The sequence below is a fragment of the Lentilactobacillus sunkii DSM 19904 genome, assembly GCF_001435575.1.
In the GTDB taxonomy this organism is placed as follows: Bacteria; Bacillota; Bacilli; order Lactobacillales; family Lactobacillaceae; genus Lentilactobacillus; species Lentilactobacillus sunkii.
This window is the reverse complement of the sequence record NZ_AZEA01000005.1, coordinates 16,466-30,473: the sequence shown is the minus strand read 5'-3', so window position 1 is coordinate 30,473 and position 14,008 is coordinate 16,466. Positions and strand designations below refer to the sequence as shown.

The window sequence follows — 14,008 nt, the reverse complement described above, 5'->3', positions numbered from 1 at the left end:
CGCACATTTTTTGTTGAGTTAAGTTGGTTATAATTTGAAATTACTTAGTTGAATCAGGGACACCGGCAACGGTCTGGAAGACATCTGCCAATGAAGTGTGCATGTCGGCAAACTTCTTGTGGAGAATGAGTTGACGGAATTCTTCAACGCTGATGGTCTCAACGTCCTTGAATGGGATGGTTGGGCCATCTGAGTTAACAGCAGGGTTAACTGAACTGATCAGGGTAATAATCAGGCCCTTTTTGCTGTTCAACGTAACGGTATAATACTCGTAATATGAAGTTGTCTCGTAATTTCCGGTTAATTGCTTGTGATCCTTAAAGTAATCAATGATGAAATCGTTAAATGCTTTTTCTGATTGTAGTGATTCTTTCCAAGTTGTGTTTGTCATTTTAAATCTTCCTTTCATTTCATAAGCAGCAAATATTCGTAAGGAATCAGTAAACTGACATATTAGTTACTTAATTATTCCCCTTACTTCAATTTTCATTCTAAACACTTTTGAAAATAATACAAGTGAAAACGTCTATGAAAACGTTGACAATACTGGATATTTTAAATTATTTTAATTGGAAACGTTATCTTAAGGAAACCAGCAGCATTTATCGGAAATTATCACTGGTATACTAGTACACCGCTGATTTTTTCATTAGGAATCATGATGTTCTCTTGATTTAGGTACTTTTTTGTAAGATTATAACAACAGGAAACGATAAATTTTCTTGAAAGTGGTGATTGAATGGCAACTGGATACATTGGTGACATTAGAAAATTAGTGGGTCACATGCCGTTGATCTTGAATACGGCTGGTGGCATTTTACTGAATGACAAGAAACAGGTTCTACTGAACTTAAGGACGGATACCCATAACTGGAGTCTGCCTGGTGGGTATATGGAGTTTGGTGAAACCTTTGCCCAAACGTGTGTCAGGGAATATAAAGAAGACAGTGGGGTGGATGTTGAAATTGTCAGACCGCTCAAATTGTTTGACGAAGGTATTTTTACATATCCAAACGGTGACAAGGTCCAAAATGTAACTCAGCTATTCCTGGTCAAAAAAGTAGGTGGCGGCTTGTTGTCAGCCGAAACTGATGAAACCATTGAACTGGATTACTTTGACTTTGATCAGCTTCCGCCGCTGTTAAATCAGCAGACAGAGGACATGCTGGCTTTTGCAAAGGACAATGTTTAAGGATCAAATTGGCAGCTTTACACACACAGAAAAAAAGTAAATATGCATTCCTTTGTCCAAGGGTTTTTGTGGTGTTATATTTAAATTGAATCGTGAATTCATTCAAAGGGGAGCGGTAATGATGGCAAAAAAATATAAGGCAGAAATTACTTCATTGAACGGGGACAAAATCGGTACTCATCCAACCGGTGAAGCGACTTTCACGGTTGATGGGGATACACTGACAGTTGAGATTACGATGGATCACACTTCACCAAATACGCAGCATTGGATGCACTTCCACGGATTCCCAGATGGCAAGGATGCTCAACCCGCAACCATTGCCCAGGATACCAATCATGACGGCTACGTTGATCTTCCAGAAACTGAACCGGTTTCCGGAACCACGATGGTGCCATTTAATGACCAACCCGAGAAGATGGATATTCCAACTGATACTTATCCAACTTCAGATGCAGATGGGCATTTCCACTACAAGAAAGAAGTGCCATTGGCAGAGATCAGCAAAAAGTTCAAGGAAGTATTCAACGACGATGATCTACACCTTGAAAAACGGGTGATTTATATCCATGGCGTTCCGGACTCAATGGAGCTGCCGGATACGATTCAAGGCGCCGTTGGTAAATATGATCAGCATACGACGCTGCCAATTGCCGTTGGAAAAATTGTTGAAGAGTAAGTTGTCAAACAAAAATAAGGTCGAAACAAAAATTAACTTTTGTCTCGACCTTATTATTTTTGATACCCAACTATTACTTATCTAAAACGTGCAACAAACGGCAGGAATCAAAACGCCTATTGTCCCACTCTTTTATTTAAATTTTTCAATTCCATTGTTCAAACGGTTAAGTCCGTCTTCAACCATTGATGCCGGGCTGGCAATGTTCATTCTTAAGAACAGATTGCCGTTCCCACCATAAACTGTTCCGGCCGACACATACAAGCCGGTTTCTTTTCGAATGAATGATTCCAACTTTGCAGAATCATCAGTCAGCTGGCTGACATCGATCCAAACCAGATAGGTGGCGGTTGAAGGAACAACTGTCACTTCAGGAATGTTAGTTTCACAGAATTTTAAAACCGTATCATAGTTAGTCTTGATTTGTTTTCGGAGCTCATGAACCCAACGGCCGGCTTTTGTGTATGCCGCGATTGTTCCCGGAATTGCCAATAGATTGGGCTCCCCAAGTTCATCGGTGTTGATGCCGCGATTGACTTTGTTTCTCAATGCAGGGTTGGGAATGATTACTGTCGCGGCGTGTAATGCAGCGACATTGAATGTTTTACTGGGTGAAACGCAGACAATGATGTTTTGAATGAGGTCGTCAGGCAACGAGAACATTGGGGTGTAGTCCGGACCTTTGAAGACCAGATCACCATGAATTTCATCTGACAAGAGAGTCACACTATGTTTGATGCATAGTTGATTAATCTTGATCAGTTCGTCTCTTGTCCATACTTTTCCAACTGGATTGTGGGGATTACACAGAATCATCATGGTGGTTAGTGGTTCTGCCAACTTGGCTTCCAAATCATCAAAATCAATATGGTATTGATGCGCATCCGCATTGTAGACTAAATCACTGGACAGTACGTGACGGCCGTTATTGACAATCGAATTGTAGAAAATATTATAAACTGGCGCTTGGACCAGGATGTTATCGCCGACGTTTGTGACTCGACGAACGGATGACGAAATGGTTGGCACCACACCAGTCGACAGAAACATCCAGTCTCTTTTAGGGGTGGCGTGGTGTTCATTTGTATACCAATCGGCAACCGCGTTGAAATAATCATCGTGGGGTTCTTCATAACCAAAGATACCAAAATTGACTTTTTGACGCATGGCATCCAAAATTTCCGGTGCAACTTTGAAGTCCATATCAGCGACCCACATTGGCAACTCATTTGGTTTGACGTCCCATTTGACTGAATCGGTGTTTCTTCGCGGGATAATTGAAGTAAAGTCGTACATTATGCGGTCTCCTTTTTGCTGGCCTTGTCATCAGTAACGATTGCCGTTTTGCTTGGATCAATCTTGGTGGGATCAAGGATGATTTTGCCGACCGAGTGGGCGTGAATGGTGCCGCTGATTGGATTTTTGACACTCATAATATTTGAATTGATTTCGGCATCAATATTTGAGCAGAATTCAAATGCCAGATCTGTCCGCAGCAGGCGACAGTTGCGCATCATCAGGTGATCGATGTAGCAAAGTCCCTGGTCACTTTCGATTGTGCAATTGATAAACGTGATGTTCTTGGTGTTCCATCCGAGATACTCGCCGTTGATCGTTGAATCGTAAATTTTGACATTTTCACAGTTCCAAAAGGCGTCCTTGGAAACGAAAGTGGAGTTGTGAACTTCAACGTTTTTGGCACCGTCAAATACATAATTTCCAATTAGATTCATGTGATCGACGTAGATGTTTTCGCTATTCATACCAAAATAATCGCCGTTCGCCTGAACGTTGTTGATTTTGATGTTCTGACAATTCCACAGGGTTTCTTTGGCGTCGGAAAAATGATCGTTGTTCAAAGTAATCCCACTACAACGCCGGAATATTTTGGGTGCCTGGATCGCGCTGTCATTAATTTCAATATCATGGGTGTACCAGATGCCGGAACGGGCCATTGTTTCTAGTATCGAATGGTCGACTTTGACGTGCTTGCTGTACCATAATGGGTATTTGTAAGTAAAAATTGAATCGGTTAGATGAATATGACAACTTTCTTTAAGTGGTGATTCGCCGGTACCAAATGTGGTCCCTTGAATGTCCGCGTTGGTTTCGGCGAACAATGGGCGCTCACCATCAAAATATTGATTTGTATATTTTCTCATTGCGGCTCCTTAGTGTTTATAATCTAATTGAATTTTTGAAAAGACTTAATTTCAGTATACTCGTTTCAGCAATCGTCGTTATCAAAAATCTGATTTGGAATATCACCACTATAAACGTTGAAGTGCACTCTAAGTCAAGAAATCTTGAAATAATTATTGATGTTAATTGAATCAGCTCACGTGACCACTGCTATAATGTAAGTGGAGGTGCAGATTATGACAACAATTTATGTTGACCCTTCAAAAAAGAAGGAACAAATCGTTAAGCTGTCTGATGGAACGTTTGGATTGATGAAAGCTGAAAAGCAGAAGTCCGGCATTGGCTATGAATTTGACTTTACGAGCCATATGCACCCAAGCTTTGAGATGCAGCACGCACCCGTCAATGGTGATGAAGAGACGGTTCATTCAATCGATGGTGAACAGCAGTTTAAGATTCAATGGTTGAGCAAATCATAGGTTTGTTTATTACCGCAAGCAATAATTGCGAGAATATACAAGAACGTGATTCTGAACGATTGAATATCATTTGTTCCACATATTGCACGCAATCAGACTTTACCTGATTGGGTGCTTTTTTGATAAGTGTATTCATGCATGGATCTATCACTTATGGCTTATAATTAAAGTGTGAAATCGGATTTTAAGAATGGAGGAATCATCATGCAGGCAGCTTATATTACCAAAAATGGCAGTGCGGATGACATCATCATTGGCGATCTGCCGAAACCGATTATTTCTGCCAATCAGGTTTTAATTAAAGTCAACGCGGTGGCAGTCAACCACGTGGACACGTTTGTCCGCTCAGGGGCATTTCAAACCGATACCGACTTTCCGTTTGTGATCGGCAGGGATGCCGTTGGCCAGGTTGAGGAAGTCGGTAAAGATGTAACCGGCTTTTCGAAGGGCAACTGGGTTTGGACCAACAGTATGGGCTATAACGGCCGCCAGGGGGTGACCAGTGAATTTGCCGCCATTCCAGCTGACCGTTTATTTCATGTGCCGGAAAATGTCGAACCAACTCAGCTTATTGCGTCGGTGCACTCATCGGCAACTGCCGCAATTGTGTTAACAAGTGTGTTCGCGGTAAATTCTGGATCGACCATTTTAATTGAGGGAGCTGCTGGGCATGTGGGTACCAAGTTTGTCCAAATGGCTCATATTTTGGGGCTGAAGGTTGTGACTACATCCAATCCGAAAGATTTCGATCTGCTGGATCGCCTTGGCAGTGATCAACGATTGGACTACCAAAAATCGTTAAAGAAACAGATGTCGAAAGGGCCAATTAAAAAAGTAGACTACGTGGTTGATACTTCAGGCAAAGTTTCACTTCAGGATAATCTGCAGGTCCTGAATGTCGGCGGCCATGTCTGCTTGATCACTGCGCCGAAGAGCAATACATTCAAATTTGATGTTCGGAAATTTTATACCCAGTCAAAAACAATTAACGGTTTTGTCATCAGCCATGCACCTTTGGAGCAAATTCAAGAATCAGCTAAATTTATTAACCGACTGATGGCGGACGGCTATCTTCTTGAGGACCAAGTATTACAAAAATCGTATGAAGAAGCAGGTTGGGCACATTTGAAGTTAGAAACCAACTCCAAGAAGAAAAAGATCCTACTCACATTTTGATGAGCAACATGTTTAAACTTCTAAAATAAATCAGTTATACTGTATATGTAGATCGAAAACGTTTTCATACTATTATAGGAGGTATAACTCATGGGAAAATTAGATAACAAAGTTGCTATTATTACTGGTGGATCACAAGGAATGGGTGCCAGTCACGCAAAGCTTTTCGTTAAGGAAGGCGCAAAGGTTGCCATTACCGATATCAATGCTGAAAAGGGTAACGCCCTTGCTGATGAATTAGGCGACAACGTGATTTTCATCAAGCAGGATGTTTCAAGTGAAGACGATTGGAAGAATGTCGTTGACGAAACTGTAAAGCATTTTGGTAAATTGGATATTTTAGTCAACAATGCCGGCATCAGCATGAACAAATCACTTGCTGATATTACGGTTGACGACTATATGAAGATCTTCAAGATTAACCAACTTTCAGTATTCTTGGGAATGAAGTACGCTGCTGAAGCAATGAAGAAGAATGGCAGCGGCAGTATCGTTAATATTTCATCAATGAATGGATTAGTTGGTGGTGCAATTGGTTATACTGACACCAAGTTCGCGGTACGTGGGATGACCAAGGCCGCTGCATTGCAATTGGCCGGATCACATATCCGTGTAAACTCAGTTCACCCAGGTGTCATTTCAACACCAATGATTCACCAAGGTGACAGTGAAGAAGTTATCAAGCAATTTGCAAAGTCAATTCCACTACAAAGAGTCGCAGAACCGGAAGAAGTATCAAAGATGGTACTCTTCTTAGCATCAGATGATTCAAGCTATTCAACCGGATCAGAATTCGTGATCGATGGCGGAATGACGGCTATGTAAAACAAGTGTGCGAAGAGACCCGTTTAGGGCCCTACTATACAAGAAGAAGCAGGCAATGATGAACGGTCCTTGTTCATCGTTGCCTGCTTCTTCTTGTATAGTAGGGCCCTGGGTCTCTGAGCATAGCTCAAAGGCCGAAGGAAACTCGAAATAGAATAAAAGATTCAAAACCCGTAACCCTAACCGCAATAGATCATTTGAAGTGAACGATTTTTGTTCATCATTAGCTTTTTTTGCTTGTGTGGCAGGGGTCAAGGGCGTCCGAGCATAGCTCAAAGGCCGAAGGAAACTCGAAATAGAATAAAAGTTTCAAAACCCGTGACCTTAACCGCAATAGACCTTTAGAAATGAACGGTCCTTGTTCATCGTTGCCTGCTTCTTCTTGTATAGTAGGGTCTTGGGTCTCTGAGCATAGCTCAAAGGCCGGAGGGAGTAGTAGATAAAATAACAAACGCACCCCCTGTTTTTATCTTACACAGTACAAAGTAGGCTAGGCGTTGCACATTGATCGCCTGTCAAATTTTCAAAAAAGATAGTCCAACTCACAAAAAAAGCACCGAACCCAAAAGTCCGACGCCTGTGTCACTTCAATTAAAATCTAATCTTTACGCTTCAATCGCAAAGTATAAACAAACTTCCGCCTTTTAGGCTGTTCGTTGATAGAATGAACAACATGACCATACAATGGCTTGCGTGCCGGCTCCAGCTTTTGAAGCTCTAGTAACATCCGCGCTTCGCCATCTCCGTTATCTGCACGTTGTTCCAACTCGGTACGGGCAATTCTTGCGACCATTGCTTCGGAAAAACACCTTGGGTTCAATTTTTTGTATAGCTCATAATTACTTTCGTTTTCCATGATTATGTAAATTCTCCCCAGAAATCAGTCATTTGTAATATGAAATCACTATCTTTAAGATTATGATTATTTGGTTAAGATGTCAATTAATAGCGTAAAAAATGCTGTTAACCGGGAGTTCCGGTTAGCAGCATTTTTTTGTGGACGTGTTAATTTTACATAGTGGAAACGTGTTTCGACGCAACTGACACTGCGATCTAAGATTCTTTGATTCAAACCCAAGCCCTGGGTTTAAATCAAAGAAGCCTTAGCTCTCCGTGTCAAACCGTTGCTCGTCACACTCTGATTCTATGCCAATCCCTTATCATACACATAATTCATTAATGAACGGGTTTCCGTGAACTCGTTTTCGTCATGTAATACGACAGTGATGATTCGGTCATGACCTGATTTACGGCCGGTTCCCACGAAGCAGTAACCTGCGGGATCCGTGTAGCCGGTCTTCAAACCGTCAACCTTCAATGACTTCTGGTAATACTTTCTACCAGGCAGCAGGTTGTTGTAGTTGTGCAGTGTCTGGCCGTCTTCCTTCATTGACTTGATTGAAGCATCTGTCAACACATCATTGTAATCAACGATGAAGTGACGGGCAATCTTGGCAATGTCATTTGCTGAAACATAGTTGGCGTTCTTTGAAGCACCAATGCTGTAACCATAAGGCTGCAGACTGTTCTGTTCCATTCCTGAAGCTGATACGAATGATGAATGTTTCAATCCCCATTCTTTAGCTTGGTTGTTCATCATACCGATAAATTTCTTATTGTAAGCAGGCGTTGAACCACCAGCTACCCATTGGCCAAGGGCGATGGCAGCGTTGTTGGAAGACTCAACCAATCCAGCCAGATACAACTGACGAACCGTGTAAGTATTGTGCTTAAACTTAAAGCCACCAAAATCAGCTGATTTGCCCAATCGCTTTAAGCCGGCATTACTGGTATTAACTTTATCAGACCAGGTTGCCTTGCCTGAAGCGATCTTTTGGCGAACCAGATAGAGAGTCATCAATTTGGAAAGTGAAGCAATTGGTCTTGCAGTATTGGCATTCTTGGTCCAAACATTGTTATTGGTGTTGACATCCAAAGCAACTGCTGACTTGGCGTATTTCAGGCCAAATGGTGAGGTTCCCGGTTTAAGGTATTTGTTCCAAACAATACCAGATACGTTCCCAGATCCATTTTTAACCTTATAGTAAAGAGCTTTTGAACTGCCATGCTTTAAAGTCACTTTGGCAGTGGCGTACCAAGTGGTGTATGGATAAGTCTTTAAATTAGCAACCTTCTTGGTATGAGAAGCGTTATAAACTGCCCCAGTGGATGATTTCTTATGGTAAGGTGCCTTCTTGATACTCGTTGATGAAACAGTGTGGTAAGTACTTGCACTCACCGTTGGCGTTTGGCTCCCTAGACCAATCCCAACTGTAATAGCAGCGGCACACGTCACAAGCACTGTCCGTAATATTTTATTGAATTTCATACATAATCTCCTCCTCGTCTTATAAAAAGTGTAACATTCAACCTTTACCCACTTTGCCTTTTTAACAGAACTGTAAAAGAATTGTGCGCTCGGGGTCATTAAGAGGAGACTATTTAATGTTGGTGAAATAGTCCGGAAATTTTTCGAGAACCGACTGCTGTTCACTCAACATCAGATTCAGGTGGGTATAAACCAGCTGGTAGACCCGTTCCTCATCATGTTTCGCGAAGGCATCAATGATTTCTCGATGTTCGGCTGTGAGTCGACTCATTGGCAGATTCGTATCGTAAACCCGCAATAAGCGATAGCGGTTAAGATCGGTGCTGAAAGTCAGCAGCCAATCCCAAATGTTTGTTTTGTCAGCAAATTGATAAATTTTTTCATGGAATCGGTTATCCATCTGAAAAAATAAATTGATTTGATCTTTTTCGGATGCCGTATCCTGTTCGGCAACCAGTGCGGACAGCTCATCAATTTGATTGCTTGTCAGGGTGCCGCCAATCGATTTGGCGATATTTGATTCCAAAAGCTGGCGTGCATAGCGGGCATCCAACGATTTCTTTAGATCGATTCTGGTAACATATGTACCGCTTTGAGGATAAGAATACAGCATATCATCACGCCGCAGCCTAAGCATTGCTTCACGGACAGGGGTTCTGCTGACACCGATTTCTTCTTCGAATTGTTTATCGGAAACCTGTTGACCGGGATGTAACTCCAAGTTCATTATTTTTGAGTAAATTGCGTTATACGCTTTATCTTGTAAACTTTCCATGTCATCTCAGCTTTCTTTTTTCAAATTAAATCACTGGGATTATGTTACCATATTCAAGTTAATTCGGAACTGTAGAACTGGATAAATCGGTTCAAAACGGGTTTTGACAGGGCTTTCAAAAAGTGATATATTAGTATGAAATTAAGGGAACCTGAAAGGACAAATTATCTTGAAAATGGGATTTAGATGGTTTGGATCTAGGGATGATCCAATTCACCTGTCAGACATACGACAAATACCTGGTGTTTCTCAAGCTGTCACCGCATTGTATGATGTTCCGGTCGGTGAAATCTGGCCGAAAGACCAAATTGCCCGGTTGAAGCGGGAAGTGGTTGATGCTGGCCTTGGGTTTGAGGTAATTGAATCAGTTAACATTCACGACGATATCAAAATTGGCCTGCCGACACGAGATCAATACATTGAAAATTACCAACAAACAATTAAGAATCTTTCAGAATATGGTGTCAAAGTAATCTGTTACAACTTTATGCCCGTCTTTGACTGGCTGCGAACCAATCTGAGTTATCCGTTGGCGGATGGTTCAAACGCCATGGCGTATCAGCCGAAAATGCTGACGGATGATCCCAATGAACTCATTCGCCAAATCATGGATGGCTCAAAGGGATTTGAAATGCCGGGATGGGAGCCATCACGGCTGGCTCACGTCCAGCAGTTGTTTGCCGCCTATCGAAATGTTGATGCTGAAAAGCTCCTTGCCAACCTGAAGTATTTTTTAGAGGCAATCATTCCGACTTGTGAGCAATATGGCGTCCGCATGGCGATGCATCCCGACGACCCGCCGTTTCCATTATTCGGGTTACCACGAATTTATAAAAATCGCGAAGATATGCTGAGAATTGAGCAGCTTTATGAATCACCATATAATGGGTTTACGATTTGTACAGGTAGTTTAGGTGAAAACCCCAAAAATAATGTGCCGGCAATCATTCGTGAGTTTGTCGGTAAAGATCGAGCACCATTTATTCATGCCCGTAATATTCGATTTATGAATGCGGAGAAGACAGCCTTTCATGAGTCCGCTCATTTATCAGCAGATGGGTCTTTGGACATGTATGAAATCATGAAAGCCTTGGCTGATAATGATTATGAGGGATACATTCGTCCTGATCATGGTCGAAACATATGGGGAGAAAGCGGCCGACCAGGTTATGGTCTTTATGACCGAGCTTTGGGAGCTGCTTATCTCAATGGTTTGTGGGAAGCACTTACTAAAAATAAAAAGTGATGAACTTTTGAAAGTTCATCACTTTTTGTATGCTTATCTTTTAATTGAACCGGTTGGATTGATCATTGCTGCTTTTATTTCGGCGTCACTTGAAAGGTTGAAATCACCTGGAATGGTTAGTTTTAATACCGCCGCTGCGATGGCGTAATCCACTTGGAACTGAGGATCAAAGTGGTTAAGAATGCCGTGGACAATGCCGGCACCAAATGCGTCACCGGAAGCGACTTCAGGTACAACGTTCATCTTATAAGTTGGACTTTCATAGAAAGTTCCACCAGTTAACATAAGGGCCATCCACTGGCTTTCCTGAGCTGAATCAATATTTCTTAAAACACTGCCGACTAACTTAATATTTGGGTACGCAGTGATAAGTTTCTTGAGTGACTGTTTGAAGGATGCCTTTTGGTTAATCGCGTGATTGTCATGCTTTGAGAATGTGGCGAGGCCAAAGGCATTTTCAATATCTTCATCATGAACAAAGCAGATATCCACAAACGGCAGTAATTTTTTGTTGAAAGCGGCCGCTTCATCAGGCGTCCACAGTTTGCCTCTAAAATTAGCATCGTAAACCACTTGAATATGATGGCTGCGACAGAATTCGACGGCTGATAGAAGACTTGTCTGTAATTCTGTCGACAGGGCAGGCGTAATGCCGGAAATATAGAAAAAATCAGTATCTTTGAGAAGTTCCTGCCAATTATAATCGTTAGAATTTGATGTGGCAAACGCACTGTCGGCACGATCATAAATCACACTGCTTGAACGGACACCCGATCCCTGTTGAAGAAAATAGATTCCAAGCCGGGAATCATTATAGAGAATTTTCTTTGTATCAATGCCATACCCTCCCAGCCTTTGCGTGACTGCCGTTCCCAACTCGTTTTTCGGCAGCTTGGTAACATAAGCGACCTGATCGCCCAATAAAGCCAAGGACACTGCCACATTGGCCTCAGCGCCTCCGTAGTTGGCATTAAAAGAATCCGTTTGGACAAACTTCCTTCCGCCTGGGACCGTCAGCCTCAGCATAATTTCACCAAAAGTAGTGACCTTCATCTTGAAAATCTCCATTCGTTATGTTTGATAACTGTATAATACCATATTCAATCTGGTACATCAGTTAAATATGAATGAATTTGGAGGCTAAGTAGTTGCTTTATTATCTGAAATCCTGTGTAATGTAGATGAAGATGAATGTTATATAATTAATAACTAATAAGGAATTAATACAGGCACACACAGGGGGGATTTGTTATGCAGCAAAATCTACCAAAGCGACCGGTGCATTTTATATTTGATAACCCAGTGGGACGTTGGTTAATCTCTGGAGTAGTGATTATTGCGGTAAGTATCTCTGTAATCGGTGGAGTAGATGACGTTGTCGCTTCAAGTAACCAGTCTGTACGGGATGCCCCACAAAGCCGGGTGTTGAACCAACAAATTTCCCTTGAGAAACCAAGAATGCTGATTGCCGACGTACAGTCGGCCAAGTCAATCATTAAACCACCGATGACTGCATTAAGCGGCAAGCCGGGTAACCCCAAAATGCCTCAAACCAGTGACTACAAAGCAACGCAACTGACGATTGTTGGTAGTGTTCTTCTGGCAATTACCGCACTGATTGGCGGATTGATTTTTAAGAAACGAAAGGATTAAACCAAAAAAAGAAGGTCCAAGATTCCTGATGAAAGGAGTCTTGGACCTTCTTTGACTGCAATGATTTTTAGTCTTTATCGGATTCGTTATTTGATTCGGATGGGTTACTGTTGGCGTCTGTCTGTGTTCCTTGGTTAATGCTATCAGCAGCTGCCAAAGTTTTGGCATGCTCTTCATCAACCAATTCACGATAGAAGTTTGCATAGCTCAAAGCCATGTAAGGCTGGACCCAAATAGCCGCAATCCCAAGGGTTACAACTACCAACAGTCCCAGCCAATGAAGCTCAATGCCATCACAAAGTATTCCCATTTATGACCATCCATCAACTTTCGGCTGCGGGTTATCGCATCCAGATAACTGATTTTCTCACCGTTATCGACTGCGTCACGGTAAGCATAAAATGCTTGTGAGTAGGCAATTGATTTGATGATTCCGGGAATGATCAACAAAATCATCCAAAGAAATACAAAAATTGTTTCAATGATATAAATTAAAATCGTTCCCAAAAAGTAGTCCACGTTATCAAAAACGGTCATTGATTTCTGGAGTGGCTTTTCATACGTCAGCTTTTGCCGCATGGCATCAATACAGACAAATGCGATACCAATCGCAATGATTGAACTTAAAAGGCTAACAATCGTGCCAAATGTCTGTTGGCCAGTCCAAATTGGTGTGGCCGTGGTAGCGTTCAGTTCGACGCTATAATCCTGTCGGGGCGATGTCATGTAGCCACCGATAAGCTCTAATACAAATACTGGAATAAATAGCAAAAGAAAAAACTTAAAATGAGCATTCAGTAGCGTTTTCGCGTCTAATTTCAATGCTTTTCTATTCATAATCTCAACCCCCGTCGATCTATATTATCTTAACGACTTAATTATAAAACAATTTGGGCATTTGACTTAATATAAAGTCCTTTATGATTTCCTGCTGTTTTCAATTAGGTCGTCGACAACCAATTTATAAAGTAAAGATTTAATGGCCATCGACTGGTATTGTTTGGCAGATAAATTGTCGATATCGACATCGGTGAGTTCCTGATTGAACAGGTCAATAAACTGGTCATAAGCCTTTTGGGCGGAGTCTAACTTCAGGGCAATCTTCATTGCCTGGTCGATCGTATCAAGTGAAAGGATCGGCTTGAGGAGGCTGACCACCAGAATTTTAGCCAAGTGAACGCGAGAATATCGTTTCTTGGTGGGACGGTCGACGATTCCCTTTTTGACGTAACTGTTAATCATGGACTTTGTAATATCCGTGTGGGTAATTGGTGCTAAATATTGGTTCACTTCATCGATAACCTGATCCATGTAAAGATCCAAGTTGGGTAAATCATCAAAATGCGGCATTGTCATGCCCGCTAATTTTTTGGTAAAAATTTCTTTAGCCATAGTATTCCCCTTACAATTAAATACTTGTATTATTACATATGACAATGGAAAAATAAAGTATCTAGATATTAAGTCTATGTTATCTTGACTTATAAAATAGAATAACTTATTATGGTGCTA

General features: G+C 41.7%; 17 protein-coding genes. 7 read left to right on the top strand and 10 right to left on the bottom strand.

Translation table 11 applies throughout. The annotated features are described in order from the left end of the window. Window positions 1-40 precede the first annotated feature (40 nt). Window positions 41-391 carry a hypothetical protein gene (locus FD17_RS05085; protein WP_057824257.1) on the bottom strand — a complete coding sequence of 117 codons (351 nt, stop codon included), beginning with the start codon at window positions 389-391 and terminating at the stop codon, window positions 41-43. 348 nt (window positions 392-739) lie between these two features. Between FD17_RS05085 and FD17_RS05080 the strand changes: the two genes are divergently transcribed. Together FD17_RS05080 and FD17_RS05075 are read left to right on the top strand one after the other, a co-directional pair. Beyond that, a complete protein-coding gene (locus FD17_RS05080; RefSeq protein WP_057824255.1) occupies window positions 740-1,192 on the top strand; it encodes an NUDIX hydrolase in 453 nt (150 codons plus the stop codon). A 121-nt stretch (window positions 1,193-1,313) separates the two neighbouring features. Continuing rightward, window positions 1,314-1,871 carry a hypothetical protein gene (locus FD17_RS05075; RefSeq protein ID WP_057824389.1) on the top strand — a complete coding sequence of 186 codons (558 nt, stop codon included), beginning with the start codon at window positions 1,314-1,316 and terminating at the stop codon, window positions 1,869-1,871. Between the two features lie 132 nt (window positions 1,872-2,003). Here FD17_RS05075 and FD17_RS05070 read toward each other — a convergent pair whose 3' ends face one another. Then, window positions 2,004-3,167: a MalY/PatB family protein gene (locus FD17_RS05070; protein WP_057824253.1), complete on the bottom strand. Its 1,164-nt coding sequence runs from the start codon at window positions 3,165-3,167 to the stop codon at window positions 2,004-2,006. Beyond that, the gene (locus tag FD17_RS05065) at window positions 3,167-4,033 is read right to left on the bottom strand and encodes a DUF3737 family protein (protein ID WP_057824251.1); all 867 of its coding nucleotides are present in this window, start codon (window positions 4,031-4,033) and stop codon (window positions 3,167-3,169) included. Before FD17_RS05065 ends, FD17_RS05070 begins: the two co-directional genes overlap by 1 nt. A 216-nt stretch (window positions 4,034-4,249) precedes the next feature. Between FD17_RS05065 and FD17_RS05060 the strand changes: the two genes are divergently transcribed. From FD17_RS05060 to FD17_RS05050, 3 genes are all read left to right on the top strand, one after another. Further along, on the top strand, window positions 4,250-4,492 hold the full coding sequence (locus tag FD17_RS05060; protein ID WP_057824249.1) for a hypothetical protein: 243 nt from the start codon (window positions 4,250-4,252) through the stop codon (window positions 4,490-4,492). A 204-nt stretch (window positions 4,493-4,696) separates the two neighbouring features. Then, window positions 4,697-5,668 (top strand): quinone oxidoreductase family protein, encoded by a 972-nt coding sequence (locus FD17_RS05055; protein ID WP_057824247.1) that lies wholly within the window; start codon window positions 4,697-4,699, stop codon window positions 5,666-5,668. A gap of 90 nt (window positions 5,669-5,758) precedes the next feature. After that, window positions 5,759-6,493, top strand: a complete 735-nt coding sequence (locus FD17_RS05050; RefSeq protein ID WP_057824245.1) for a glucose 1-dehydrogenase — start codon at window positions 5,759-5,761, stop codon at window positions 6,491-6,493. Window positions 6,494-7,091: 598 nt separating this feature from the next. Here the strand turns inward: FD17_RS05050 and FD17_RS05040 are convergent. The 3 genes from FD17_RS05040 to FD17_RS05030 all read right to left on the bottom strand — a co-directional run bounded on the left by FD17_RS05040 (window position 7,092) and on the right by FD17_RS05030 (window position 9,597). Next, window positions 7,092-7,349 carry a hypothetical protein gene (locus FD17_RS05040; RefSeq protein ID WP_057824240.1) on the bottom strand — a complete coding sequence of 86 codons (258 nt, stop codon included), beginning with the start codon at window positions 7,347-7,349 and terminating at the stop codon, window positions 7,092-7,094. 288 nt (window positions 7,350-7,637) lie between these two features. Further along, entirely contained in the window at window positions 7,638-8,822 is a 1,185-nt protein-coding gene (locus tag FD17_RS05035) for a D-alanyl-D-alanine carboxypeptidase family protein (protein ID WP_057824238.1), read from the bottom strand. Between the two features lie 109 nt (window positions 8,823-8,931). Continuing rightward, the gene (locus tag FD17_RS05030; RefSeq protein WP_057824236.1) at window positions 8,932-9,597 is read right to left on the bottom strand and encodes a GntR family transcriptional regulator; all 666 of its coding nucleotides are present in this window, start codon (window positions 9,595-9,597) and stop codon (window positions 8,932-8,934) included. 169 nt (window positions 9,598-9,766) lie between these two features. Here FD17_RS05030 and uxuA point away from each other — a divergent pair, with 169 nt between their 5' ends. Beyond that, window positions 9,767-10,843: a mannonate dehydratase gene (gene uxuA, locus FD17_RS05025; protein ID WP_191983126.1), complete on the top strand. Its 1,077-nt coding sequence runs from the start codon at window positions 9,767-9,769 to the stop codon at window positions 10,841-10,843. 33 nt (window positions 10,844-10,876) lie between these two features. Here the strand turns inward: uxuA and FD17_RS05020 are convergent, their stop codons facing one another. Next, window positions 10,877-11,896, bottom strand: a complete 1,020-nt coding sequence (locus FD17_RS05020; protein WP_057824234.1) for a sugar kinase — start codon at window positions 11,894-11,896, stop codon at window positions 10,877-10,879. 198 nt (window positions 11,897-12,094) lie between these two features. On the opposite strand from FD17_RS05020, the gene FD17_RS05015 reads away from it, so the two are divergent. Beyond that, on the top strand, window positions 12,095-12,496 hold the full coding sequence (locus FD17_RS05015) for an LPXTG cell wall anchor domain-containing protein (protein ID WP_057824232.1): 402 nt from the start codon (window positions 12,095-12,097) through the stop codon (window positions 12,494-12,496). 67 nt (window positions 12,497-12,563) lie between these two features. Here FD17_RS05015 and FD17_RS13535 read toward each other — a convergent pair whose 3' ends face one another. The 3 genes from FD17_RS13535 to FD17_RS05005 all read right to left on the bottom strand — a co-directional run bounded on the left by FD17_RS13535 (window position 12,564) and on the right by FD17_RS05005 (window position 13,888). Continuing rightward, window positions 12,564-12,806 (bottom strand): hypothetical protein, encoded by a 243-nt coding sequence (locus FD17_RS13535; RefSeq protein ID WP_338092491.1) that lies wholly within the window; start codon window positions 12,804-12,806, stop codon window positions 12,564-12,566. Continuing rightward, complete coding sequence (locus FD17_RS05010) at window positions 12,755-13,333, bottom strand: DUF975 family protein (RefSeq protein WP_338092490.1); 579 nt, start codon at window positions 13,331-13,333, stop codon at window positions 12,755-12,757. Before FD17_RS05010 ends, FD17_RS13535 begins: the two co-directional genes overlap by 52 nt. Window positions 13,334-13,414: 81 nt before the next feature. Beyond that, the gene (locus FD17_RS05005) at window positions 13,415-13,888 is read right to left on the bottom strand and encodes a DUF1836 domain-containing protein (RefSeq protein WP_057824230.1); all 474 of its coding nucleotides are present in this window, start codon (window positions 13,886-13,888) and stop codon (window positions 13,415-13,417) included. Between the last annotated feature and the right edge of the window lie 120 nt (window positions 13,889-14,008).

Coding starts and splice junctions, on each gene's coding strand:
- FD17_RS05060 (WP_057824249.1), top strand. CDS start 4,250: ATGACAACAATTTATGTTGACCCTTCAAAAAAGAAGGAACAAATCGTT.
- FD17_RS05055 (WP_057824247.1), top strand. CDS start 4,697: ATGCAGGCAGCTTATATTACCAAAAATGGCAGTGCGGATGACATCATC.
- FD17_RS05075 (WP_057824389.1), top strand. CDS start 1,314: ATGGCAAAAAAATATAAGGCAGAAATTACTTCATTGAACGGGGACAAA.
- FD17_RS05070 (WP_057824253.1), bottom strand. CDS start 3,167: ATGTACGACTTTACTTCAATTATCCCGCGAAGAAACACCGATTCAGTC.
- FD17_RS05035 (WP_057824238.1), bottom strand. CDS start 8,822: ATGAAATTCAATAAAATATTACGGACAGTGCTTGTGACGTGTGCCGCT.
- FD17_RS05080 (WP_057824255.1), top strand. CDS start 740: ATGGCAACTGGATACATTGGTGACATTAGAAAATTAGTGGGTCACATG.
- FD17_RS05050 (WP_057824245.1), top strand. CDS start 5,759: ATGGGAAAATTAGATAACAAAGTTGCTATTATTACTGGTGGATCACAA.
- FD17_RS05005 (WP_057824230.1), bottom strand. CDS start 13,888: ATGGCTAAAGAAATTTTTACCAAAAAATTAGCGGGCATGACAATGCCG.
- FD17_RS13535 (WP_338092491.1), bottom strand. CDS start 12,806: ATGGGAATACTTTGTGATGGCATTGAGCTTCATTGGCTGGGACTGTTG.
- FD17_RS05085 (WP_057824257.1), bottom strand. CDS start 391: ATGACAAACACAACTTGGAAAGAATCACTACAATCAGAAAAAGCATTT.
- FD17_RS05065 (WP_057824251.1), bottom strand. CDS start 4,033: ATGAGAAAATATACAAATCAATATTTTGATGGTGAGCGCCCATTGTTC.
- FD17_RS05020 (WP_057824234.1), bottom strand. CDS start 11,896: ATGAAGGTCACTACTTTTGGTGAAATTATGCTGAGGCTGACGGTCCCA.
- FD17_RS05010 (WP_338092490.1), bottom strand. CDS start 13,333: ATGAATAGAAAAGCATTGAAATTAGACGCGAAAACGCTACTGAATGCT.
- FD17_RS05015 (WP_057824232.1), top strand. CDS start 12,095: ATGCAGCAAAATCTACCAAAGCGACCGGTGCATTTTATATTTGATAAC.
- FD17_RS05040 (WP_057824240.1), bottom strand. CDS start 7,349: ATGGAAAACGAAAGTAATTATGAGCTATACAAAAAATTGAACCCAAGG.
- FD17_RS05030 (WP_057824236.1), bottom strand. CDS start 9,597: ATGGAAAGTTTACAAGATAAAGCGTATAACGCAATTTACTCAAAAATA.